Below are 22,858 nucleotides of genomic sequence, written 5' to 3' on the forward strand. Positions count from 1 at the left end.
CTTTCGCACTTTCGCACTTTCGAACTTTCGCACTTTCGCACTTTCGTACCTTCGTACCTTCTTACCTTCGTACCTTCGTACCTTCGTACTTTCGTAGTTTCCTAAAACTAATCGAGGCCCCGCCTTGCGGCGGGGCCTCGATTCGTTCAGCCGTAAACCGCCGTGGCGATTACAGGCCGGCGCCCAGCGAGGTGCCGGTGACCGCGCGGTACACGTTCAGGCGGCCGTTGCCGAACTTGGTGTCGACGCCGGCGGTGCCCTTGTCGTCGGCCGTGCTCAGCAGGCGGTTGCGCAGCGCGGCGCCGCGCAGGCCGGTCTTGCTGGCGACCACCGCGGCGGCGCCCGTCACCTGCGGCGTGGCCATCGAGGTGCCCTGCAGGAAGGCGTAGCCACCGTTCAGGTACGAGCTGTAGATGCCCATCTCGTCGGTGGTGTTGCTGTACATCTCGCCGCCCGGCGCGCTGATGTCCAGCCCGCTGCCGTACTGCGAGTAGTAGGCGAGCGCGTCACGCCAGCTGGTGGCCGACACCGAGATGGCGTTGGCGTCGCAGGCGGGGCAGCCCACCTTGCTGGTGCCGCTGTTGCCGGCGGCCGCGATCACCAGCACGCCCTTGGTGTTCACGGCGTAGTTGATGGCGTCCTTCTCGGCCTTGGAGATGGTGCTGCCGCCCAGCGACAGGTTCATCGCCACCATGCCCGGAACGTCGGCCGCGGCGCGGATCGCGTTCACGATGGCGGTGGTGGGGCAGCCGCTGGGGCCGCAGACGCGCTGCACGTGAATGCGCACGTTCGCCGCGGCGCCCGTCACGCCGGCCACGCCCACGGTGGTGCCGGCCATGGTGCCGCTGGTGTGCGTGCCGTGGCCGTTGTCGTCCTCGGGGTTGTTGTCGGCGCTCACCCAGTCGCGGCCCGCGATCAGGCGGCCGGTGAACTCAGGGTGGTCCATGTCGACGCCCGTGTCCAGGCTGCCGATGATCACCGCGGCGCCGCCGGCGCCAATGCCGGCGATGGCGTCTTCGTCCGCGTCACTCAGCGAGGCGTAGGTGGCGCCCAGCGGCTGGCCGTGGCGCGTGTCGGCCGGGTCGTTGAAGTAGGCGTTCAGGCCGCCCGGGTTGTAGAAGGCCCACAGGCGGGGGTCGATGGCCGAGGGCTGGCGCAGGTAGTTGGGCTCGGCGTACTCCACGCGCGGGTCGGCCGACAGGCGGGCCGCCTCGGCGCGCTCGTTGCCGCGCGACACCGACAGCACCGAGAACTCGCTCTTGTAGCCGGTGCGGTTGAAGCTCAGACCCGGGGTGGTGCCCACGAGCGCGCTGGCCTCGAACCCTTCCTTCATCTTGACGATGACTTCACCCGGAACCACGGCTTCCAGGTTCTGCGCCGTCGGCAGGGGGGTGAGCGCGGCGTCGGGACCCGCCGGAGCGTCGGAGCAGGCGGCGACCGCAAGGGTCAGCGCGGCCGCGGCGGCAGTGCGAAAACGGTGCATCGAGTAGACTCCCTGCTACGTGGGATGAACGAGGGAACGAAGGTCCGGGAGAGAGCTGAGGGGCTCCCGATGGTTTGAACGTCCGTTCGGTGGTGATGCGCCGTGGTAAGGCAAAGGGTGCGCCAACCAGAAACTACATTTGAAGTCACCACAAACCCAGTCGCCGCAACAACTTTTACAAAGTGTCGGCTCGTTCCATGCGAAACGAAGCGGTGCACCGCGCACCGTTCTGGTGCACCGTCCTTGGCGCCGCGGCGCACAAAGTCAGTGCTGGGAAGGAGTGTGTGTGGTCAAAAGGAGCGGCTTCAGCGAGCGAAGGCGCGGAGACGCGGAGCAAGCGTCTTTCCGAGCCTCCGCGTTCGCCGCGTCCGCCGTGTCTCCGCGTGAGATCCGTTTCTTCGTGGATTCGCGCTATACGGCCACTGCAAGCGGGGCTTCGGCGGGCACCAGGTGGGCGATGGAGTTGGCGTAGTAGCGCAGCACGGGAAGCTCGCGCGGGTTGGCGGCGAACAGGCCGTCCGCCTCCAGCACCAGGTGGCGCATGGTGAGCATCCGCAGGCCCACGGTAACGGCGTAGTCCATGTCGCGGCGCGGCACGTACACGCGGCCGCCGCCGGCCTCCACCTCGTCCACCAGGTCGGCCACGCACCCCTTGATCTCCAGCTCGCTCATCTGCGACTTCAGATCGCGCACAAAGACGGTGGCGACCAGCGAGACCGGGAGCACGGGGATCACGTGGCCCACGGCGGCCATCAGCGACGCGCCCAGCTCCGCCACCGACTCCTGGCGGTCGTCGCGGTGCAGCCGGCGAAAGTCCACGCCCTGCTTCACGCACCAGGCCCGCATGGAGACCGGCGTGCCAAAGTTGACGCACGCATAGCCGAAGCGGTGCCAGCGGCTGCGCAGCATCAGCAGCAGGTTGCGGCCCACGAAGCGAAAGGTGTTTCCCATCGCCCGCGCCGCGCCGATCCTGGGGCGTTCCCCGTGGCCGGCATCCAGCAGCAGCGTGCGGTCTTCCAGCGTGCGGTCGTAGTTGATGCCCACGGGGACGAACACCAGGTCGCGCTCGCCCGCGGGATCAAAGCCGCGCAGCATGTAGTCCAGCAGCCCCAGCTTGGGCGGGCGCAGCGATCCGTCCTTCGACAGCCCGCCCTCGGGATACACGGCCTGGGTAACGCCCGCGGCGGTCGCCATGGCCACGTAGCGCTCCAGCACGCGGCGGTACAGGTCGTCGTTGCCGCGGCGGCGGATGAAGTACGCGCCCATGCTTCGGATGAGCTGCTGCAGCGGCCAGATGCGCGCCCACTCGCCCACGGCGTAGCTGAGCGCCGCCCGGCGCGCGGCCAGGTAGCCCACCAGCACGTAGTCCATGTTGCTGCGGTGGTTCATCACGAACACCACCGTGCTGCCGCGCTCGATGCCGGCCAGCCCTTCCTCGTCGCTCCACCCCAGCCGCACGCGGTACAGCAGCCGCGCCACCCGCCGCGCCAGCGCGTACCCGATGCGAAAGTACAGGTAGGCGTTGAACGCGGGGACGATCTCGCGGGCGTAGCGCTCGGCGCGGCCGGTCGCGACTTCCAGGGGAACGCGGTTTTCGGTGGCGTGCTCGGCCACGGCCTGCACCACCCGCGGGTCCGACATCAGCCGGTCCACCAGCACCTGCCGCCGCGCCATCCGGAACGGCTGAATCTGGATCGGCAGCTTGCGGTTCATTTCCTCCAGCACGCGCAGCGTCCGCTGGCGGATGAACCAGCGCGCGCCGGGCACCATCAGCCGGTCCAGCAGGCACACCAGCGCCAGCAGCACCAGCGCGGCAAACTGCCAGGTGGGAAGGGTGATGCTGCCGTTCATGCGCTGGAGCGGGCGGAGGGGATGACGGGCGCGGATGATCTCAATCTATACTCTCCGCGCGCGCCATCCGCCAACAAAAACGGAGCAGGCCGCCCACCGCGGTCCGCCCGGTTGGATTTCCCGCGCTCGTAACGCTCAGCGGCGGGGCGCCGAGCCGCCCAATGGTTTCCGCGGGCGCAAGGCGGCCCCTATGGATTCACGCCGCCCGCGCGGTGGTCGCCGCGCTGAAAGGCCATGAAGGCGTGGATGGCCGCCACCGCCTCCGTGTCACCCGTGCCGATGCGCACTTCCCCGCCGCGCGGCAGGTCGCGGTACTCGTAGCGGATGGCGGCACGGCGGGCCGCCATCACCTCCGTCCCCGGCACCGCCTGGCCGTGCACGAACGCCGGCGTGTCGAACTCGCCACGCGCGAACGCGTCCGCAATCGAGCGCAGGTGCGCGCGGATCGTTGCAATCCCCTCCGCATCATCCGAATCGCGCTGCAGCTCGATGCGGCCGCCGTCCGGGAGCGCGTCAAAGCGGTGCGTGGACGTGTACTGGTCCACGCCCATCGCATGCTGCCCACGCGCCTGCAGCGCCGCGAACCCGCTGTCCGCCTGCGCGGCGTGCGGATGGTGGGCTGCGTGGTCGTGCGCGTGCTGCGCGCTGAGGCTGTTCGGCAGCGCGGCGACCAGCACGGCGCAAAGAAGGCTGCGGATCGGCATCGTCTGCATCTCCCGTGAGCGGTTGTGTCCTGGTGGATGGTGCGCATCGGGGCGCGGATGCAGGTTACACATGGTGCACCTCATCCGCAGGGACAAAAGTCACATGGTCAATCCGGACGTCCTGATCCGCATCCCGCTCTTTGCGCAGCTGAACGCGGGTGCCCTCCGAGAGTTGGCGGCGCGCTCCACGCTGCGCTCGTTCGCCGCGGACGAGGTGCTGTGGCACGCGGGCGCCGAGCCGCGCGGCTTCTTCGTCATCATCACCGGCGCGGTGAGGGTGGTGCGCTCGGTGCACGGCCGTCAGCACGTGGTACACGTGGAGCGCGACGGCGGCACGCTGGGCGATGTGGCCCTGTTCCAGGGGATGCCGTATCCGGCGACCGCCATCGCGCTCTCGGCCACGGAGTGCGTGGCGGTCACGCGCGACGGGCTAGCGGCCGCCATACGCAAGGATCCCGAGCTGGCGCTATCGCTGCTGGCGCGGCTGGCGGCGCGCGTGCGGCATGTGATCGGGCGGCTGGATGGGCTCGCCTCGCGGTCGGTGCCGGCACGGCTGGCGGGATACCTGCTGGAGCGGCGCGAGCGGGCCGGCCGCGACCCGTTCACCCTCGGCGGCTCACAGACGGCCGTTGCGGAGGAGCTGGGGACGGTGCGCGAGGTGCTGGGCCGCGGCCTGCGCGCCCTCCGCGACCGCGGGCTGATCGCGGTGGATGCGAAAGGCGGCATCGCGATCGTGGACGAGGCGGGGCTGCGCGCGGCGGCGGAGGCGTAACGGGAGAGCCAGGCCAGGGCAGCGAGGGCAAAGGCAGGCAAGGGCGAATACATTCGCGGCAACGACTACACGAAATCCACCTTCGTGGATTGGAAGGCTCGGCCCGGGCGGAGGGTCTGGTGCACGCCCGGGCTGAGGTGTTGAACCGGCGGAGTGATGCGGATGGATGCTGATTCGGCGGGGCGGCTGTTCGTTGGCGTGGCGCTGACGGAGGAGGCGCGGCGGGCGATCGACGCGCACCTGCGGCGGGCGATGCCGGACGGCGTGCCGGGGCGGCTGGTGCCCGCGGCCAACTGGCACCTGACGCTGCGCTTTCTCGGCGCGACGCAGGTGGATCAGCTCTCAACCATCGTCCGGCACCTGCGCGCGGCGGAGCTGGGGACGGCGTTCGAGATTGGATTCGGCGGGCTGGGAGCGTTCTCTCGGCCGCGGAGCGCGCGGGTGCTGTGGATTGGCCTCACCGACAGCGTGGAGCGGATGAAGGCGCTGGCGTGGATCGTGGAAGACGCGGCGCGGGCGGCGGGGTTCGCGACGGAGCAAAAGCCGTTCAAGCCGCACCTTACCCTCAGCCGCATCCAGCCGCCGCGCGACGTGACCCGCGCCATCGCCGGGGTAGCGCCGCTCGACCTGCGGATGCCGGTGCGGGAGGTGGTCGTGTTCCGCAGCCATCTGGGCGGTGGGCCGGCACGCTATGAGGTCGTGGAGCGGTTCCCGCTTCGCCCAGGTGAAATCCTTGATTGATGACACCTGGTAGTTTACCATGCTCCAGTCAACCAATTTTGGTTGTCTTTGGCAGAATGAACCCATTCAGGTTGTCGATGACTCCCTCTCCACGTTGCATAGCCGTGATCGGCGACATCGTGCAATCCCGCCGGATCAAGGATCGATCAGCGGTACAGGACGATCTCCACGACCTTATCAACGATCTCAATACTACCCTCGCGCCCCACCTGCTCGCACCGTTTCGAATCAGCCGGGGTGATGAGATCCAGGCGATCTTCGGTCGTGCAGTTGCCATTCCTGACCTCATGTGGCACGCGATGACTCACTTTGCTCACCCGATCCGCTTCGGTTTTGGGCTCGGAGGACTCAGCACTCGCTTGGGAGATGATCCACGCCAGACAGACGGGCCGGCATGGTGGAACGCGCGTGACGCAGTCCAGAGCAGTGTCCAGACCAAACGAACCGGAGGGGTGCTGGTCGGCTTTGGAGATCCGGATGATCTTGCACTCACCGCGTTCGCGACGGTCCTGAACCATATGCGTGGCCGTTTGACGGAGCGCCAACTCGCCGTGATCTCGCTGTTGCGCTCAGGACTGGACATGGTGGGGGTGGCTCAGCGCCTTCAGATTACGAAGCAGGCAGTGTCACGAATTGCAGGTGCGGCGGGCTGGCGGCCCTATCAGGAAGGTGAAATGGCGTGGAGAGCGCTCTTGGCCAGGCACGATTACTCCAGCGAATGGAACCATGCTCGGCTTTGACAACGCGGACCTGCTGATCCCGCTGTTATGGGCGCAGGTCCTCCTCGTCTGGGCCGCAGCCAACTACCTGCCCAATAACGACCCTGCTGGACACCAGGAGTTGGAGGTGATGCGGGAGCACCACCTTCTCATCCGATGGAAGCGTCAGGTGTGGGGGCGCGGGGTAGCCGCAGGCGGCGTTGTCGCGCTCCTCCCCGGCGCGGCAGATGGGGGATGGGTCGGCCGCGTTGCGCTCGCTGTTCTGATGCTTGCCGGATGCGTTCTACTGCCCCTCATCCGCATCCGCCTCGCGGAGCGCAGGAACCGCCACAGGAGGCACTTCCAGGGTACTCCAGCCCTGCGTGTTCAGCGTGGCGTATGGCTGGCGGAATGGGAGATCGGGAGCAATGCGCTCATGGCCGCTGCGGCATGGCTGGTCATCTCGCGCAACGCCCTGAAGGTACAACCGTGGTTCCATCTCCCGTTGCAAACTCGGCAGTTGGTGTGCGTCACCGCGTTTGCCGCGATCATGCTCTTCGTGACCCGCGGCGGCGCCTTCGTAGTTCGTGGTGTTCTGAACAAAGTCGGAGCCCTACCGCTCACGTCGCGCAAGCCGGATGAAGAAATCGACCTCGTCGAGTTCAACCGGGGGCGAATCATCGGGGTGCTGGAGCGCTTCATCGTGCTTCTTCTGATGGCCGTTCAGGCGTATCAAGCAATTGCGTTCCTTATGGCAGCCAAGGGCCTTATCCGCTCCAAGGACCTGGAGAGCCGTGACTTTGCGGAGTATTTCCTTATCGGTACTCTCGCCAGCATGGGGTTGGCGCTGATCTGCGGCATTATGGTGCAGTTGCTGCTGCGCCAGCCGCCCTGAACCTGCCCGGCACGGTTTTCTCTCCGCACCGATTGCAACCTACCTGGAGAGAGAAATCATGCAGTTGGCAGACAAGGTGGCGCTCATCACGGGCGGGGGCGAAGGAATCGGCAAGGCATCGGCGATGCTGTTCGCGCGCGAGGGGGCAAAGGTGGCCGTGCTGGGCAGGCACCGCGAAAACCTGGATCCCGTCGTCGACCAGATCGCGGCGGAGCACGGCGAGGCAATGGCCGTGTGCGCCGACGTCTCCGATCCCGAACAGATGCAGGCGGCGATCAAGGAGATCATCGACAAGTGGGGGCGGCTGGACGTCGTCTTTGCCAACGCGGGGATCAACGGGGTGTGGGCGCCGCTGGAGGAGCTGGAGCCGGACGAGTGGGACCGCACCCTCTCCATCAACCTCAAGGGCACCTTCCTTACCGTGAAGTACGCGCTGCCGCACCTCAAGAAGCGCGGCGGGTCGGTGATCGTGAACTCGTCCATCAACGGAACGCGCGTCTTCAGCAACACCGGGGCGACGGCATACTCGTGCAGCAAGGCGGCGCAGGTGGCGTTCACCAAGATGACGGCGCTGGAGCTGGCGCCCTCGAAGATCCGGGTGAACGTGATCTGCCCGGGCGCCATCGAAACCAGCATCGACGACAACACCGAGCGCCGCAACCTGGAGAAAGTCCAGACCCCGGTTGAGTTTCCGGATACCGACAAACCCCTGGAGCGCAAGCCCGGCAGCGCCGAGCAGGTGGCACGGCTGGTGCTGTTTCTGGCGTCCGACGCATCGGACCACGTGACCGGCACCGAGGTGTGGGTAGACGGCGCCGAGTCCCTTATCCGGGGCTGAAGCCCCGGCTTTTCCGCGGAAATCTGATGAGCGACCCCAACGGCGCCGACGAGTACAACCCGGACCGCGCGCCCGACGACATGGTGGACGAGGCCGACGACGAGTCGTTTCCGGCCAGCGATCCGCCCTCGTTCACACCCGGACACGCGGGCTCGCCGGACCACGCGGCCGACCAACGATCGAAGGAAGGCGGAGGGTGAAGATCACGCTGCTGTCGGAAGACCGGATCAGGCTGGACGGGCGCGCGGGTCCGCTGTCGGTTGAGGCGGACTCGGCCGAGATGCAGTACTCGCCGTTCCACATGCTGGCCAGCGGCCTGGCTACCTGCACGTATTCGGTGCTGGCTTCGTGGGGCACGCACGCCAAGCTGCCGGTGGACGACCTTTCCATCGAGGTGGGCTGGACGTTCGCCGAGGAGCCGCACCGCGTGGGCGAGCTGGACGTGGACGTGCTGTGGCCTTCGCTGCCGCCGGAGCGCCGCGCCGCCGCCACGCGCGCGGCCGGGCTGTGCACCGTCACCCGCACCTTCGAGATGCCGCCCAAGATCGCCGTGGAGGTAAAGTGACCATCCCGGTGGTGCACTTCCGTTTCGGCGGGGTGGAGGCGGACGCCGTGGGGATGGGGCGGCCGTACACCGTGGTCTACGACGGCCAGTGCAAGGTGTGCGGCCGGCTGGTAAAGCTGCTGACGGCGTGGGACAAAAACGACGAGATCGAGGTGATCCCGTTCCAGAACACCTCGGTGCTGGACCGGTTTCCGTGGATCCCGTCGGAGGCCTACGCCGAGGCCATGCAGCTGATCGGTCCCGGCGGGCAGACGTGGCAGGGCGGCGACGCCATCGAAAAGCTGCTGGAGATCCTGCCTTTTGGCGGCGTGTTCGGCTGGACGTTCAAGATTCCCGGATTCGGCGATCTGTTCAGCCGCTTCTACCGCTGGTTCGCGCGCAACCGCTACAAGTTCGGCTGCGGCGAGCACTGCCAGATGCGCCCGCTCAAGGTGGACTTCGGCGACCAGGCCTGATTTCGTCGCGGCCGGCTCGGAAACGCATCACGCGGAGCCACGGAGAGAAAGAAGAGAGGCGCGGAGAACAGATCGAAGTTCTCCGCGCCTCTCTTTTCGCCCTCCGCGCCTCCGCGTGATCCCCTTCTTTGCGTCTACACGGCGGCCGGCACGGCGGATGGGGATGCCTCGGCCGCGGCGGCGTTCTCCTCCAGGCGCGCGGCGTCGTCCTCGTCGTGGATGCAGCGGATGACGTGCGTGGCCATCACGTCCAGCTGCGAGCGCGACGGGACGGCGGAGTCGGGGTCGGGAAGCTGCAGCGGGAACGGCGCCTCGGCCGGCACGGGGATCAGGTGCACGTGAAAGTGAAACACGTCCTGGCCGCCGTCCGCCCCGTTGGGCGAAAAGATGTTGATGGCGCGGCACCCGGTGGCCTTGCGCAGCCCCGGCAGAATGCGCTTGGCCACGGCGAAGGTGCGCGAGGCCAAGGCTTCGGGAACGTAGAACAGGTTCTTGAAGTGCTCCTTGGGCATCACCAGCACGTGCCCCGGGTGCAGCGGCTGGATGTCGAGAAAGGCGATGATCTCCTCGTCCTCGTGGATCACGCTCACCATCTCGTCGCCGCCGATGATGCGGCAGAACACGCAGGTGGGGTTTTCGTTGGGGTCCGACACTCCGGCCTCCGGCAGCTCTGGTGCGATCTCGGGGCGGCGCCCGCGCGCCGCGTTCCACCCCGCGGGGTGCAAGAGGCAGGCCCGGCACGGACGCAGCTCACGCGAGAAAGACGACGCGCCCGCCGGTGAGGGCGGGCCCGCGTGTCAGTCTTCGGCCGGCAGCATCTCGACGATTACGGCGGTGATGTTGTCGCGGCCGCCGCGCTTGTTGGCCAGGGCGATCATCTCCTCGATCCGCTCCTCATTGGTAGCCGGCGTGGCCAGGATGCGCTGCAGATGGCGGTCCGTCACCATCCCCGTCAGCCCGTCGGAGCACAGCAGCAGCAGGTCGCCCGCCTCCAGCTGCCCCGCCTGCAGGTCGGGCGCGTCGCTGGGATCGGCGCCCAGCGCGCGGGTAAGGATGTGCGAGTACGGGTGCTTGCGCGAGGCGCTGGGCGTAAGCCGCCCCTCGTCCACCTCGCGCTGCACCCAGGTGTGGTCCCTGGAGATCTGCGCCAGCTGTCCTTCGCGCAGCAGGTACGCACGGCTGTCGCCGATGTGCCCCATCCGGTACGTGCCGTCGGTGCAGATGACGATCGCCGTGACGGTGGTGCCCATCCCCTCGGTCTCGGGATTGGCCGCCACGTGCTCGGCGATGGCCAGGTCCGCCACGCGAAAGGAATCGACCATGGAGTGCGCCAGGTCGTCCGCCGCCAGCCCGCGGTCCACCCCCTCCTGCAGGGTGCCGCCCACGGACCGCCTGGCGATGTCGCTGGCGATCTCGCCCGCCGCGTGTCCGCCCATCCCGTCCGCCACCAGGAACACGCCGCGCTCCTCGTCCACCAGGAAGGCGTCCTCGTTGCCCTTGCGGACGCGGCCCACGTGGGTGCCGCCCACCGCTCTCCAGCGCAGCGTCACAGCGACACGGCCCCGGGCGCGAGGAGCATCGCCGCCAGCCGCTCGGCCACCGGCGCCATCCCCACCGCCGTGGGCGGGGCGATCACGTTCATGTACACGATGATGCCGATGGTGACGGCCAGGATGATGATCATCAGCACCAGCCACACGGGGAAGCGGCCGCCCGGCCGCTCTTCCTTGAGCGTCTTTGGCGCCGCCGGCGCGGTGTAGGTGGCGCGCGCCGTCTCCACGTCGGCGTGCTCCACCTCGCGAAACTGCAGCTGCACGCCGCCCAGCCGCACCTTGACGCCGTACGGAAGCGGCGTGGGTACGCCGGGGGCCAGCCGCACGCCCTCGACCGCGGTGCCGTTGATGGACTCCAGGTCGGTGATGCGCCATCCCCCCATGTCAAACTCCAGCCGGGCGTGCTGCGCGCTCACGGAGTCGTCGTCCACCACCACGTCGCATCCGGCGGCGCGCCCCACGGTGACCACGGGGAGCGGAACGGGAAGCTCCTCGCCGTAGCGCGGGCCGGCCATGAGCGCCAGGCTGGCGAGCGGGCCGGGACGCCCGGAGGGTGCGAGGCTGGACATGGCGGCGGTGCTCCTTGCGGTCTGGGAGAACGGGTTGCGGCAAAACGGCTTGCGTGGTGCGGAACGTATCGCGCCGGGGCGCCGTCCTGCAAGTCGCGCGCGAACACGCGCGCCTTGACCCCACGGTGTTTCGAACGTAAGATTTGGCCGCGTTCGCCACCCCCCTCCGCACCTCCCGCCGTGATCACCCGTTTTCTCCTGGCGCTCCTGTTCCTCCTCGCCACCCCCGTCGCCGCGCAGGCCGCCGCGGACTCGGTGGCGCTGGACGGTCCCTGGCGTTTTCGCCAGGGCGACGACGCGGCGTGGGCGCGGCCCGGGCTGGACGACGGCGCGTGGCGCACCCTCTCCGTTCCCGGCTCGTGGGACGAGCAGATTGGCGACTACGACGGCTTTGGCTGGTACCGCCGCGAGGTGGTGCTGCCGGAGGGGATGCGCGGCGCGCCCGTGGGCATCCGCTTTGGCACGGTGGGCGACGTGTTCGAGCTGTACTGGAACGGGATCAAGGTTGGCGGCGCCGGGCGCATGCCGCCGGACTTTGTGGAAGGAGTGACGCCGAGCCTGTTTCTGGTCCCCGACTCCGTGCTGGCGAAGGCGGCCGACGGACGGCACGTGGTGGCGGTGCGCGTCTACAACGACTACGCGTACGGCGGGCTGATGATGCCCGTGCGCGTGGGCCGCTACGACGTGCTGGCGGCGCGGGGATCGCCTCGGGCGGTGGTGATCGGCGGGCTGGTGTCGTTCTTCCTGGCCATCGGCATCTACCACACGGCGTTCTGGTTCCGCCGCCGCCGCGCGCGTGAGAACCTGATGTTCGCGGCGGTGTGCCTGTGCATCTCCCTCTACGGCGCCACCTACGCCCAGGAGGTGCAGCGGGTGGTGATGCCGGTGATGAACCCGTACCGCGTGGGGCTGCTGGCGCTGCTGGCCGGCGGGCCCGCGTACGTGGCGCTGGTGAACCGGCTGTTCGGCCTGCGCGGCGGGCGGCGGACGCGGATGGTGAACCTGGCGTTCGCCGCGGTCTTCGCCGTGGCGCTGGTGCTGCCGCTGCGGCTGCTGGCGAACTTCAACCAGTGGATTGACGGGATGCTGGTGGTGGGGCTGCTGTTGACGGTGGCCCGCGCATGGAAGGCCGCGCGCCCCTCCGACACCCCCGCCACGCCGCACGCGCGCACCCTGCTGGTGGGCACGGCCGCGTTCTCCGCCGCGCTCTCGTACGACCTGCTGAGCGAGTACATCGCCTTCATCCCCGTCGCCCGCATCCTTCCCGGCGTGGGCGGCGTGTTCTGGATCGGCTTCCTGGTCTTCCTGGTCGCGGTGGGGACGGCCACCGCGGGGCAGTGGGCGCTCACCGAGGTGGCGGCGCTGGTGGACCCGCTGACGGAGCTGTCGCGGCGACACGTGCTGGAGGACGCGCTGCGGCGGGAGACGGGGCGGCTCAAGCGCACGGGCGGCTCGCTGGCGCTGGTGATGGTGGACCTTGACCACTTCAAGCGCATCAACGACACGCACGGCCACCGTGTGGGCGACCAGGTGCTGGCGCGGGTGGGGCGGCTGCTGCGCTCCAGCGCGCGCAACCTTGACCTTCCCGCGCGCTTTGGCGGCGAGGAGTTCGCCGTGCTGGTGTACGACGCCGAGCTGGAGGGTGCGCTGGCGTTCGCGGAGCGCTTTCGCACCAACCTGCGCGAGATGCGTGTGCCGGTAGAGGGGCGAGCGGCCGTGGAGGTCACCGCCAGCCTGGGCGTGGCCGTGGGCTCGGACCTGGTAGACCCGGAGGCGCTGATCGAGGCCGCCGACCGCGCGCTGTACCGCGCCAAGAGCGAGGGCCGCGACCGCCTGGTGTCGGTGACGGTGGAGGGTCCAGACCGCGTGACCGCCTTCGTGGAGCGGTAGGAAAGACGAGCCGTCCACTCCGTATGCGGAATGGCAAAAAACCCAAGACGGTTCGTGCGGTGGCGGGTTGGGTGGGATTGACAGAAGGGAACGAAGTGCGCATCATACTCCGCGGGGTAACCCTTTCGGGAAAGGCGGTTGCAAACGATGAGCATCTCCACTCTGCGGTCCGGTGCGCTCGAGGGCGTTCGCGACCTTTTCTGGGGCGCCGCGCACATCCTCGATTTCGGCGGCGTGCTGCTCGACGAGCAGGAATGGGGCGGCCTTGAGGCCGACGCCGAAGCAATCCGGGGCGACTGGCAGGTCGCCCTCCACTTCGCCGAAGAGTGCGTCCATGCCTCCGAAGCCGACGAAGAGGAATAGCCAGGCAATCGCAGCCGCTCCCCAGAGCGAACAAATGGCCGGGTCACTGAGTGACCCGGCCATTTTGCGTCAGAGGCGCGCATTCCCTGCCACCCTCACCGTAACGAAGGCGACGGCGTTCAGCGGGCCCATCCCGCCGCCGAGCGTGCTGGCGAGGTACGAGCGGGCGCTGCCGGGGCTGGCCGACCGGCTGGTTACGATCGCGGAGCGGGAAAGCGAGCACCGGCGGGCGCTGCAGCGGCGCGCCATCCGGCTGTCGGAGCTGGGGCTGGCGGCGGGGTTCGTCATCGCGATGACGGCGCTGTGCGGCGGCATCTTCCTGGTGCACGAGGGGAGCCAGGCAGAGGGGATGAGCTCCATCATCCTGGCCATTGCGTCGCTGGTGCTGGTGTTCCTTACGCGCGGCAAGCGGCACGCGGGGGATGCCGCACCCGCGCCTGCATCGTGAGCTACCGGATCCGCAAAAGAATGGGCCTCACACGGAGTCAACGGAGTTTTCTCGTGCCGTTTCCTCCGATGCCGCGTCCGAAGCCCAGAAAGAATGGGCCTCACACAGAGTCAACAGGGTCAACAGAGTTTCTCGTGCCGCTTCCTCCGGCCTCGCGTCCGAAGGCCGGATTCCCACGTGTCGGGTGCGATAGGGACGGTCGACGAGGCATGATCTTCTGTAAGGGTATCGGGAACGGGAGGTAGATGGAATGCGGCAGGGGGCCATCCGCATTTTTTGAAGGAGGTATGCAGATCGGCAGATGGGATTCCACTGCGCACTGGAGCCCGTCGATCGCACCACCTGACGCGCGATCTGGAGAACCCTCCGCTCGCGCGGAATCTTGAGGGGAGGGCGCATGGGCGATCCGGACCGGACATGGACGCGCAACGGGCCGGCCCCCGTATCGGAGCCGGCCCGCTGGACGACCGTGCTCGGGCGTTGCCTTCGATCAGCCCGCGGCGTTGAGGATGGCCTGCATCTCATCGGGGGAGAAGTGGTAGGCCTCGTTGCAGAAGTGGCACACCACCTCGGTGAACGGCTGCTCCTCTTCCTCAATGATGCGGCGCACCTCGTCGGGGCCCAGGCTGACGATGGCGGACTCGAACCGCTCGCGCGAGCAGGGGCAGTGGAACGAGACCGGCTGCCGGCCGCCGGAGGTATAGCCCTCCGGAAAGATGCGCTCAAGCATCTGCTCCGGCGTAATGCCCTCGCGCAGCAGCGCGGTCGGGTGCGGCAGCTGGCTGATGCGGTGCTCGATGGCCGTGATCTCCTCGTCCGACAGGCCGGGGAGCAGCTGCACCAGGTATCCCCCGGCAGTCTCGACGCTCAGGTCCGGGAGCACGAACACGCCGATGCCCACGGCGGACGGCGTCTGCTCGCTCTTGGCCATGTAGTACGCCAGGTCCTCGCCAATCTCGCCGGAGATCAGCTCCACCATCCCCCGGTACGTCTCCTTCATCCCCAGGTCGCGGGTCACGGCAAGGTAGCCCTCGGTGCCCACCACGCCGCCCACGTTCAGCTTGCCGTTGCGGCTCTCGGCGTGCGCGTGCGGGTTGCCCACCAGGCCGCGCACCTCGCCGCGGCCGTTGGCGGTGGCGATCACGCGCCGCACCGGCCCGTCGCCGCGCACGTCGACCGTGAGCACCTGGTCCTCTTCCTTGAGCGTGGCCGCGGAAAGGAGCAGGGCGCCCATGGCCGTGCGCCCCAGCGCCGCGGTCACGGCGGGGTGCGTGTCGTGCCGGCGCTGCAGCTCGCGCACGACGCCGGTGGCATCGAGCGCAAAGGCGCGCACGCGCTCGTCCAGCGCGGTGGCGCGCACCAGGTAGTCCTGATGGATGGTCGTCATCGAAAGGGGCCCCTTTACCGCAAACGGAAACCGCGGCCCGGGCAGACGTGCCGGCCGCGGTGCAACGTGCATTTCTACAACGACTTGGCTTTCTGGTTCCAACTTCCCCGCGGCCGCTCGCCGCCCGGCGCCACGCTCCGCTGCACTTTGTTTACTTTGCGTCTTGCCCATCCTGTGCGTTTTTTTTATGATGACGCCATGGATTCCGACGAAAGCAAAAGCCCGGCAGGCGGCGCGGACCCGCCGTTCACGCGCAGTCCCAACCTGGTTCCGCAGGAGGTGCTGCGCGACTTCATGGCCGACCAGGCGCGGGTGCACGGCTACCGCGCGCTGGCGGACCGCGTGGGGACGGGGCACGAGACGCTGCGCAAGTTCGTCACCGGCCGCACGGTGCAGCCGCACCCCCGCCAGCGCGAGCTGATGGGCGCGGAGTTCCTGCAGGTGCATCCCAGTGGCTACGTACGAGAGGCCACGGTCGACGGAAGGCCGCGCGCGCTGGGCCCGCTCAAGATGCTGCTGCCGCCGGAGCGCGAGCAGGCGGAAGAGGTGCTGGACCGCATCTTCGCGCTGGCGGAGCGGCATCCGGACGAGCTTCCGGGTCAGGCGGCGGCGGTGCGCGCATGGATGCGCCGTGTGCTGGAGGCGGAGTTCGACGCCGACATGCGCTATCCGCCGGGCCAGCGCCCCCCCGGCCCCAGCGGCGTACGCGACCGGTAACGGTGCGGCCCCGGACCAGCGTCCGGGGCCGCTTTCGTTCCTCCGGATCGGAACGGATCGGGAGATGGTGCGCTCCTTGCCCGGCGAGGAGCGGAGAAATCGTGTATCTCCCCCGACGGAACGGAGCCGGATGGCCAAGCACCCCGCCGAAGAACAGGCCGCCCCGCGCGTTCCCGCGGACGCCGTGGCCGCGCCGCACGATGGCCCCCTGGACCGGCTGCGCCCCGCGCACCTGTACCGCACCGCGGGGCTCGCCTTTCTGCTCCTGCTGCTCTTCAAGTACTGGGAGCAGCTCACGCACGTCTTTCTGCTGGGCTACGCGGCGGCCATCCTGGCGGTGATCCTGAACGCCGTGCGCCGCAAGCTGCACATGAAGCGCAAGTGGCTGGCGGCCATCGTGGGGCTGGTGGTGGTGGGCTCGGTCGTCGGCGCGCTGGCGGTGGGGATGCCGGTGCTCCTTAAGCAGGCCAAGGGGATCATGCAGACCGGGCCCGCGCTGGAAGAGCAGATCGCGAAGTGGGAAAAGGCGATCCAGGAGCAGACGGGGATGAAGATCGACATCCCTCACCCTTCCAGCATGCTCAAGAGCAGCGCGGGCGGCCAGGGCGGCGGGGGGATGATGGGCCGCGCGGCCAGCTTCATGGAGATCCTGTTCATCCCGCTCATCCTGTTTTTTGGCGGCCTGTTCGCGCTGGCCAACCCCAACGACCGGCTGCTGACGCCGATGATGCGGGTGCTTCCCGAAGACGTGCGGCTGGCGTGGTACCGCATCTTTCAGCTCTTGAACGACCGGCTGATCGGCTGGGCCAAGGGGACGGCCACGGCCATGGTCGCGGTCGCCATCCTGAGCACCGTGGCGTTCTGGGTGATCGGCGTGCCCAACGCGGTGGCGCTGGGGCTGTTCAACGGGACCGTGGAGTTCATCCCGCTCTTCGGGCCCTGGATCGGCGGGATGACGGCGGTGGTGGTCGCGTTCCTGGACGATCCCCAAAAGGCGATGTGGGTGGCCATCGCGGCGCTGGCCATCCAGCAGATCGAGGCGAACCTGATCACCCCGTGGAGCATGTCGCGCAACGCGGAGGTGCACCCGTTCGTCACCCTGTTCGCGCTGGTGCTGTTCGGCGGGCTGTTCGGGTTCCTGGGGATCCTGCTGGCGCTGCCGCTGGTGATGCTGGTGTGGACCATCGTGCAGGTGCTGTGGGTGGAACGCGCCATCGACACCGACCGCGAGCGCATTGCCCCCGTCGTCAGCGAGTAGCGGCTGACAGCGGGACGCCCCCTCCGGGCTCGTAAACCTCGCCCACCTCCCCCAAAAAACCCTGGGGGAGGTTGTTTTATCCTCACGCTCCTGTGCGCCGTCGGACGGAAGCCAGCTGGCGGCGGGTCTGGGGCGCGACCCGCCAGGCTCACCCTCGCGTGGCCCGCGTGCGCCCACTAGCTTTCGGCGCGCAGGTCTATCAACCACCGCGACCTTTCGTTCCCCCCGATGATCCGATCCTTCCGTGCGCTGGGCGTGCTGGCGGCGCTGGGGCTGTCCGGCTGCGCCATGGCGGCGAACACCGGCCCGTCCATCACCGACGCGCAATCGCTGGTGCAGGCGATGCACGACCGCTACGCCGGCAGCTGGTACCAGACGCTCAGCTTTACGCAGACGACCACGCGCGTGCTGGCCAACGACTCCACGCACACGGAGGAGTGGCGCGAGTGGGCAGCCATCCCGGGGCGGCTGCGCATCGAGATGGGGGCGCCGGCGGAGGGGCGCGTGGCGATCTTTGCGCGCGACAGCACCTACTCGCTGCGGCACGGCCGCGTGGTGCGTCGCGACGACCGGATGAACCCGCTGATGACGGTGGGCTTCGACGTGTACCGGCAGCCGCCGGAGCGCACGCTTTCGCAACTGCAGCGGCAGGGCTTCGACGTGCTGCGCTTTCACGTGGACACGCTGGAAGGCACGCCGGTCTACGTGGTGGGCGCGGAACGAGGCGACACCACCAGCCGGCAGTTCGCGGTGGAGGTGGATCGCCTGCTGTTCGTGCGGCTGCTGGAGCCCGCGCCCAACCAGCCGGGGGTCATGCAGCACATCTGGTTCCGGCGCTACGAGCCGCTGGCCGGTGGATGGATCGCACCCGAGGTGGAAATCCTGGTGGGCGGGCGCCGCGTGTTCCACGAGGTGTATTCCGACATCCGCGCCAACGACGCGCTGGACGCCGGGATGTTCGCCATCCCCGCCGGCTGATCCGCATCATCAGCAAGGCCGCGGCGACTCCATCTCCGCGGTCCCATCCCCTCCCTCACCGTCCCCACACCATGTCCGACAGCGATCCGCAGCATCCCGGAGCCTCGCCCACGCAGCTCAGGCTCATCCGCATGTCGCTGCTGACGGCGGTGGTGGTAACCGGCATCCTGGTGTCGGTGATGGTGCAGAACGACCCGCCGCGCGCGCCGGAGCTGGCCAGCCCGCTGCTGATGGTGAACGCCGCGTACCTGATCGGCGCCATGGCGGGGATCCTGTACTTTCAGCGGCGGCACGCGGCGGAGCCGGTGCGGGGGCGGCGCGTGACCTTCAACGTGATCGCGTGGGCGATGGGCGAATCCACCGCGCTGTTCGGGGCCGTGCACTACCTGCTGATCGGCAACCCGGTCCCGTACCTGGTGGGCCTGGCGACGCTGATCGCCGCGTTCGTGCTGGTGCCCATACGCGACTGATCACCGGCCAGCGGCTTCGTTGCACGAGCGGAAGATCATCACCATCCACGGAACGGTTCCATGCCCAGCCCCAACGCCACCACGCGCTTTTCCGACCGGGTAGAGAACTACGTCCGCTACCGCCCCGGCTATCCGGCGGAGGTGCTGGACGTGCTGCGCGCGGAGACGGGACTGGTGCCAGGGCAGGCGGTGGCGGACGTGGGATCGGGGACGGGGATCTCGGCGAAGCTGTTTCTGGACGCGGGACACCCCGTCTACGCGGTGGAGCCCAACGCGGAGATGCGCGCCGCGGCGGAAGCCATGCTGGGGGACGACGAGCGCTTCCACTCCGTCGCGGGGAGCGCGGAGGCCACCACGCTTCCGGACGCCAGTGTGGACTACGTGGTGGCCGCGCAGGCGTTCCACTGGTTCGATCCCGCCGCGGTAGGGCCGGAGTGGCGGCGCATTCTGCGGCCGGGCGGGTGGATGGTGCTGCTGTGGAACACGCGCCAGACGGACACCACCCCGTTCCTGCGCGCATACGAGGCGCTGCTGCACGAGCACGGCACCGACTACGCCAGCGTGAACCACGAGAACGTGACGGCGGATTCGCTGCGCGCCGTGCTGGGCGGCGGCTACACGCGCCGCATGGTCCCCAGCGCGCAGGTCTTCGACTTCGAGGCGTTGAAGGGCCGCCTGCTCTCGTCCTCCTACGCGCCGAACGTGGACCATCCCGGCCACGTCCCCATGCTGGCCGCCCTCGAGCGCATCTTCAACGAGCACCAGCAAGAAGGCCGCGTGCGCTTCGAATACGACACCGAGATCTACTTCGGGCGCGGGGACTGATCCTCATCCACGAAAGCCAACGCCTCGTACTCAGGAAAAGAACGGGGTACCGAGGGACATACAGCAGCCAGAGATACAGGGGAAATCGATCTCTCTGCATCTCTGGATTTTTTCTATTCCCCCGTACTCTACCTTTCCTCGGTTCTGATCCGGATGTCGTACGACCTTGAAAGGTCGGATACGGCAATCTGCATCCACCCCAACGTTTGATGGGGACCGGTGGTACTAGAGTCCGGATCGCCGCGCCGGAGGTCTGCGCGGCTGGATGCAACACCGAACCGATGGACGTGTGAAATGACGACGAAGCCCCGGGCCCGGGTGGCCTTGGCCCTGGTGGGGGCCGCCGCCGGGGCGGCCCCGGCGGCGGCGCAGCAGACGCCTCCCGAGACGCGGGCGCGGCAAGAGCGTGAACGCGCCACTTCCGAGCGCCAGCGCACGGCATCCGATCGTATGCACAACATCCGGGCCCGCGCGGCCCTGAGCGCCGACGCCGAGCGCCGCGCGTTCGACATGCTGCTGAACCACCGCACGCAGCTGGAGTTGAACGAGCAGCAGGTGCGCCAGCTGGAAAGCATCCGCACGCGCCTGGAGCAGCAGAACGCGCCGCTGCGGGCCCGCCTCACCGAAGAGCACCAGCGCGTGCAGGCCGAGCGGCGTGCCCAGCTGGAGCGGATGAGCGCCGAGGAACGCCGCGCCGAGCTGCGCCGCCTGCGCCAGCAGGGACGGCCGGCGGTGCCGGAGGCGCTGCAGCCCACCGTGCACCAGATGCGCCTGAACATCAACGAGGCCGTGCACCAGGCGCAGGGTGTGCTCACCGCCGAGCAGCGGCTGCGCGCGCAGGCCCTGCTGCGGGCGCAGGTGCAGCGCGCCCGCCGGCCGGGCGTGCGCGGTCAGCAGCCCCGGCGCCAGCCGCAGGGCCAGATGCAGCGCCGGCGCGACGAGCGCCGCGAAAGGGCGGAAGGCCGGCAGCCGTGAACGCGGCCGCGTCCGCCCTTCCGGTGGACCTCGCCCCGCCGCGGGCCGTCGCCGCCCCGGTGGACGACGAGGAGCCCGCGCTGGTAGAGCGCGTGCGCCGCGGCGACCCCGCGGCGTTCGACGCGCTGGTGAACCGCTACATGCGCCGCGCGTTTGCCGTGGCGTACCGGCTGCTGGGCAACCGCGAAGACGCCGAGGACCTGGTGCAGGAAACCTTCATGGCCGTCCTGCGAAAGATCGACGGATTCGAGCGGGGACGCAGCTTTTCTCCCTGGTTCTTTCGCGTGCTGGTGAACCGGGGCCTCAACGCCCGCAAGTCGCGCGCGCTGCGCACCACCCACGACATCCCCGACGCCACCGCGGCGCGGGGCACCTCGCCCGAGCGGCACGCGGAGCAGACGGAGCTGCGCGAACGCCTGCGCGCCGTGATGAGCACGCTCCCCGAGCGGCAGCGGGTGATCGTGGAGCTGTTCGAGCTGGAGGGGTTTGCCAGCACCGAGATCGCCGAGATCCTGGAGATCGCCGACGGCACCGTGCGCTGGCACCTTCACGAGGCCCGCAAGGCGCTGCGCCAGGCGCTGGCGGCGTATGAAAGGAAGGACGGATGATGGATGAGATCGATCGCGACCCGGCCCTGGCCGCGGCGCTACGCGGGATGGACGATGCCCCCGAGCCCGACTGGAGCGCCCTGCGCGCGCAGGTGACCGCGGCGGCCGAGCTTCCGCTGGCCCGGCGCCGCCGCACCCTCTCCATCCGCCGCGGAATGCGCGCCATCGTACCCCTTGCCGCCGCCGCGGGGATCGCCGCGATCGCGCTGGGGGGCCTGGAACGACGCGAGCCGGCGCTCTCGCAGGAGGAGCGCGCGGTCGTGGACGAGATCCTTACCCTCTCCACGCCGGACCAGGTAGGGCTGCTGATGACCGGAGAAGCGGCGGAGCAGGCCCTGCTCGAAGCCGTGGAAGACGGCCGGGAATAGCGGGAAGATCCGGGCTCTCTCCCACATCCCGGTGCTGCGACGTCGCCCCCGCGCCTCCTTTCGGAGCCGCGGGGGCGACGCTCATCCGTACGCTCGTACGTCGTACTCTCTCGTACCTTCGCGCGCCGTACCTTCGTACCCGCCACCCCATCTGCTCCACCCGGGAGAAGCAGTCTTTTCCCGCCCACACGTTTGGGCCTAATCTTTTGCGGCACAACGAAATCGGTGCGCTGAGGTTCTTGACAAGCGGGGGGCGTTCCTGTAATTCCAAACACGCGGGCGCCCCCGGCGGCGGTAACGCCGCACGTCCGCACGGCCGGCTTCCCGGCCGCACATTTCACACAACACTCCCGCCGCAATGCGTGGCGGGTTTGTTTTACTTGAACGGCACACCACATGAACGCAGCCATCTTCATTGACGGCGGATACTTCGACCGGGTGTCGCGCGATTGCGGCTCGCCGCGCATCGACTTCGGCAAGCTGTCCAGCGAGCTTGCGCGGCCTCACGAGCTGCTGCGCACGTACTACTATCACTGCCTTCCGTACATGGGCCCCACGCCCAGCGAAGAAGACCAGCAGCGGTACGACAACAAGCAGCGCTTCTTCAACGCGCTCACCCGGCTGAACCGCTTCGAGGTGCGCGAGGGCAAGCTGGAGTACCGCGGCACCGACCGCGAGAGCGAGCGCCCCATCTTCGAGCAGAAGCGCGTCGACATCTACCTGGGCGTGGACCTGGTGATGCTGGCGGCCAAGCAGCGGATCCACCGCGCCATCCTAGTCACCGGCGACAGCGACTTTCTCCCCGCCATCCGCGCCGCCAAGAACGAGGGCGTGCTGGTGCACCTGTTCCACGGCACCGGACCACAGCAGCCCCACAAGGACCTGTGGGACGAGGTGGACGAGCGCACCGTCATCACCCCCGACCTGCTGCAGCACTTTCTGCTGTGACCGCCTGAGCGGGTTCCGCGGGGGTCCAGACGAACAAGGCCCGGCGCGCGTCACACGACGCGCGCCGGGCTTTTTTTGCTGCGGGGGATATCCGTCCTTGCCGCTCAGTCTTCTTCGTCCCGCTCGCCGCCGCCCTGCCAGGTGATGGGCATGGACACGTGCGCGCGCACCGGCTGCCCGTTCACGCGCGCCGGCGTAAAGCGCGCCGACGTGATCGCCGACGTGGCCGCGGCGCGAAAGGCGGGGTGCGACGCCTGCTCCACGCTGATGGACGCGCGCTCCACCCGCCCGTCCGCCCCCACGGTGAACGAGACCAGCGCGTTCCCCCAGCGGCCGGTGCTGCGAAGCGACGACGGGTAGGTGCGGTTCACGGCGGAGCGGAACGCGGGGCCGTTGGAAAGCGACGGCGCCTGGTCCACCTCGCCGCCGCCGTCCACGCGGTTTGCGTCCGCCGCCGCCCGCGCGCCCGGGGGGGGCGGCGCCACGGCGGCCGGCTCCG

Annotated in this window: 28 protein-coding genes; 20 read left to right on the plus strand and 8 right to left on the minus strand. The window is 68.9% G+C overall.

What is annotated here, in order from left to right; translation table 11 throughout:
- Positions 1 to 169 precede the first annotated feature (169 nt).
- The 3 genes from ACOJUJ_RS11255 to ACOJUJ_RS11265 form a co-directional block, all read right to left on the minus strand.
- On the minus strand, positions 170 to 1,483 hold the full coding sequence (locus tag ACOJUJ_RS11255) for a S8 family serine peptidase (RefSeq protein ID WP_420126967.1): 1,314 nt from the start codon (positions 1,481 to 1,483) through the stop codon (positions 170 to 172).
- 411 nt (positions 1,484 to 1,894) lie between these two features.
- A complete protein-coding gene (locus ACOJUJ_RS11260) occupies positions 1,895 to 3,334 on the minus strand; it encodes a 1-acyl-sn-glycerol-3-phosphate acyltransferase (RefSeq protein ID WP_420126968.1) in 1,440 nt (479 codons plus the stop codon).
- Between the two features lie 188 nt (positions 3,335 to 3,522).
- Positions 3,523 to 4,038, minus strand: a complete 516-nt coding sequence (locus ACOJUJ_RS11265) for a hypothetical protein (RefSeq protein ID WP_420126969.1) — start codon at positions 4,036 to 4,038, stop codon at positions 3,523 to 3,525.
- Positions 4,039 to 4,141: 103 nt separating this feature from the next.
- On the opposite strand from ACOJUJ_RS11265, the gene ACOJUJ_RS11270 reads away from it, so the two are divergent.
- The 8 genes from ACOJUJ_RS11270 (at position 4,142) to ACOJUJ_RS11305 (ending at position 9,002) form a co-directional block, all read left to right on the plus strand.
- Entirely contained in the window at positions 4,142 to 4,810 is a 669-nt protein-coding gene (locus ACOJUJ_RS11270) for a Crp/Fnr family transcriptional regulator (protein ID WP_420126970.1), read from the plus strand.
- A 162-nt stretch (positions 4,811 to 4,972) separates the two neighbouring features.
- Complete coding sequence (gene thpR, locus ACOJUJ_RS11275; RefSeq protein WP_420126971.1) at positions 4,973 to 5,551, plus strand: RNA 2',3'-cyclic phosphodiesterase; 579 nt, start codon at positions 4,973 to 4,975, stop codon at positions 5,549 to 5,551.
- Positions 5,552 to 5,655: 104 nt separating this feature from the next.
- Positions 5,656 to 6,291 carry a SatD family protein gene (locus ACOJUJ_RS11280; protein WP_420126972.1) on the plus strand — a complete coding sequence of 212 codons (636 nt, stop codon included), beginning with the start codon at positions 5,656 to 5,658 and terminating at the stop codon, positions 6,289 to 6,291.
- Positions 6,278 to 7,144, plus strand: a complete 867-nt coding sequence (locus tag ACOJUJ_RS11285; protein ID WP_420126973.1) for a hypothetical protein — start codon at positions 6,278 to 6,280, stop codon at positions 7,142 to 7,144. Before ACOJUJ_RS11280 ends, ACOJUJ_RS11285 begins: the two co-directional genes overlap by 14 nt.
- Positions 7,145 to 7,202: 58 nt before the next feature.
- Positions 7,203 to 7,982: an SDR family oxidoreductase gene (locus ACOJUJ_RS11290; RefSeq protein ID WP_420126974.1), complete on the plus strand. Its 780-nt coding sequence runs from the start codon at positions 7,203 to 7,205 to the stop codon at positions 7,980 to 7,982.
- 26 nt (positions 7,983 to 8,008) lie between these two features.
- Entirely contained in the window at positions 8,009 to 8,182 is a 174-nt protein-coding gene (locus ACOJUJ_RS11295; RefSeq protein ID WP_420126975.1) for a hypothetical protein, read from the plus strand.
- Positions 8,179 to 8,547, plus strand: coding sequence for an OsmC family protein (locus ACOJUJ_RS11300; RefSeq protein ID WP_420126976.1), 369 nt, complete (start codon positions 8,179 to 8,181; stop codon positions 8,545 to 8,547). Before ACOJUJ_RS11295 ends, ACOJUJ_RS11300 begins: the two co-directional genes overlap by 4 nt.
- Positions 8,544 to 9,002: a thiol-disulfide oxidoreductase DCC family protein gene (locus ACOJUJ_RS11305; protein WP_420126977.1), complete on the plus strand. Its 459-nt coding sequence runs from the start codon at positions 8,544 to 8,546 to the stop codon at positions 9,000 to 9,002. The genes ACOJUJ_RS11300 and ACOJUJ_RS11305 overlap by 4 nt, the downstream gene beginning before the upstream one ends.
- A 134-nt stretch (positions 9,003 to 9,136) precedes the next feature.
- On the opposite strand, the gene ACOJUJ_RS11310 is transcribed toward ACOJUJ_RS11305, so the two are convergent.
- The 3 genes from ACOJUJ_RS11310 to ACOJUJ_RS11320 form a co-directional block, all read right to left on the minus strand.
- Positions 9,137 to 9,655 (minus strand): HIT family protein, encoded by a 519-nt coding sequence (locus ACOJUJ_RS11310; RefSeq protein WP_420126978.1) that lies wholly within the window; start codon positions 9,653 to 9,655, stop codon positions 9,137 to 9,139.
- A gap of 144 nt (positions 9,656 to 9,799) precedes the next feature.
- A complete protein-coding gene (locus ACOJUJ_RS11315; protein WP_420126979.1) occupies positions 9,800 to 10,531 on the minus strand; it encodes a Stp1/IreP family PP2C-type Ser/Thr phosphatase in 732 nt (243 codons plus the stop codon).
- A 17-nt stretch (positions 10,532 to 10,548) separates the two neighbouring features.
- Positions 10,549 to 11,124: an FHA domain-containing protein gene (locus tag ACOJUJ_RS11320; protein ID WP_420126980.1), complete on the minus strand. Its 576-nt coding sequence runs from the start codon at positions 11,122 to 11,124 to the stop codon at positions 10,549 to 10,551.
- Positions 11,125 to 11,304: 180 nt separating this feature from the next.
- On the opposite strand from ACOJUJ_RS11320, the gene ACOJUJ_RS11325 reads away from it, so the two are divergent.
- From ACOJUJ_RS11325 to ACOJUJ_RS11335, 3 genes are all read left to right on the plus strand, one after another.
- The gene (locus tag ACOJUJ_RS11325) at positions 11,305 to 13,014 is read left to right on the plus strand and encodes a diguanylate cyclase (RefSeq protein ID WP_420126981.1); all 1,710 of its coding nucleotides are present in this window, start codon (positions 11,305 to 11,307) and stop codon (positions 13,012 to 13,014) included.
- A 147-nt stretch (positions 13,015 to 13,161) separates the two neighbouring features.
- Positions 13,162 to 13,377: a hypothetical protein gene (locus ACOJUJ_RS11330; protein WP_420126982.1), complete on the plus strand. Its 216-nt coding sequence runs from the start codon at positions 13,162 to 13,164 to the stop codon at positions 13,375 to 13,377.
- A gap of 145 nt (positions 13,378 to 13,522) precedes the next feature.
- Positions 13,523 to 13,825 (plus strand): DUF2335 domain-containing protein, encoded by a 303-nt coding sequence (locus ACOJUJ_RS11335; RefSeq protein WP_420126983.1) that lies wholly within the window; start codon positions 13,523 to 13,525, stop codon positions 13,823 to 13,825.
- A gap of 490 nt (positions 13,826 to 14,315) precedes the next feature.
- Here the strand turns inward: ACOJUJ_RS11335 and hslO are convergent, their stop codons facing one another.
- Positions 14,316 to 15,212 (minus strand): Hsp33 family molecular chaperone HslO, encoded by an 897-nt coding sequence (gene hslO, locus ACOJUJ_RS11340; RefSeq protein ID WP_420126984.1) that lies wholly within the window; start codon positions 15,210 to 15,212, stop codon positions 14,316 to 14,318.
- Positions 15,213 to 15,410: 198 nt separating this feature from the next.
- Between hslO and ACOJUJ_RS11345 the strand changes: the two genes are divergently transcribed.
- The 9 genes from ACOJUJ_RS11345 to ACOJUJ_RS11385 all read left to right on the plus strand — a co-directional run bounded on the left by ACOJUJ_RS11345 (position 15,411) and on the right by ACOJUJ_RS11385 (position 22,359).
- The gene (locus tag ACOJUJ_RS11345; RefSeq protein WP_420126985.1) at positions 15,411 to 15,929 is read left to right on the plus strand and encodes a hypothetical protein; all 519 of its coding nucleotides are present in this window, start codon (positions 15,411 to 15,413) and stop codon (positions 15,927 to 15,929) included.
- A 130-nt stretch (positions 15,930 to 16,059) separates the two neighbouring features.
- On the plus strand, positions 16,060 to 17,187 hold the full coding sequence (locus ACOJUJ_RS11350; protein WP_420126986.1) for an AI-2E family transporter: 1,128 nt from the start codon (positions 16,060 to 16,062) through the stop codon (positions 17,185 to 17,187).
- A gap of 228 nt (positions 17,188 to 17,415) precedes the next feature.
- Complete coding sequence (locus ACOJUJ_RS11355; RefSeq protein ID WP_420126987.1) at positions 17,416 to 18,165, plus strand: hypothetical protein; 750 nt, start codon at positions 17,416 to 17,418, stop codon at positions 18,163 to 18,165.
- Positions 18,166 to 18,236: 71 nt separating this feature from the next.
- The gene (locus ACOJUJ_RS11360; RefSeq protein WP_420126988.1) at positions 18,237 to 18,635 is read left to right on the plus strand and encodes a hypothetical protein; all 399 of its coding nucleotides are present in this window, start codon (positions 18,237 to 18,239) and stop codon (positions 18,633 to 18,635) included.
- A gap of 60 nt (positions 18,636 to 18,695) precedes the next feature.
- On the plus strand, positions 18,696 to 19,460 hold the full coding sequence (locus ACOJUJ_RS11365; RefSeq protein ID WP_420126989.1) for a class I SAM-dependent methyltransferase: 765 nt from the start codon (positions 18,696 to 18,698) through the stop codon (positions 19,458 to 19,460).
- Between the two features lie 294 nt (positions 19,461 to 19,754).
- Positions 19,755 to 20,435, plus strand: coding sequence for a hypothetical protein (locus tag ACOJUJ_RS11370; RefSeq protein WP_420126990.1), 681 nt, complete (start codon positions 19,755 to 19,757; stop codon positions 20,433 to 20,435).
- Complete coding sequence (locus tag ACOJUJ_RS11375) at positions 20,432 to 21,043, plus strand: RNA polymerase sigma factor (protein WP_420126991.1); 612 nt, start codon at positions 20,432 to 20,434, stop codon at positions 21,041 to 21,043. Before ACOJUJ_RS11370 ends, ACOJUJ_RS11375 begins: the two co-directional genes overlap by 4 nt.
- Complete coding sequence (locus ACOJUJ_RS11380) at positions 21,043 to 21,411, plus strand: hypothetical protein (protein WP_420126992.1); 369 nt, start codon at positions 21,043 to 21,045, stop codon at positions 21,409 to 21,411. Before ACOJUJ_RS11375 ends, ACOJUJ_RS11380 begins: the two co-directional genes overlap by 1 nt.
- A gap of 396 nt (positions 21,412 to 21,807) precedes the next feature.
- On the plus strand, positions 21,808 to 22,359 hold the full coding sequence (locus tag ACOJUJ_RS11385) for an NYN domain-containing protein (RefSeq protein WP_420126993.1): 552 nt from the start codon (positions 21,808 to 21,810) through the stop codon (positions 22,357 to 22,359).
- Positions 22,360 to 22,463: 104 nt separating this feature from the next.
- Here the strand turns inward: ACOJUJ_RS11385 and ACOJUJ_RS11390 are convergent.
- Positions 22,464 to 22,858 (minus strand): TonB family protein (locus ACOJUJ_RS11390; protein ID WP_420126994.1); only part of this gene is annotated, 395 nt, incomplete at its 5' end.

It is taken from the genome of Longimicrobium sp. (assembly GCF_048594345.1).
Lineage (GTDB): Bacteria > Gemmatimonadota > Gemmatimonadetes > Longimicrobiales > Longimicrobiaceae > Longimicrobium.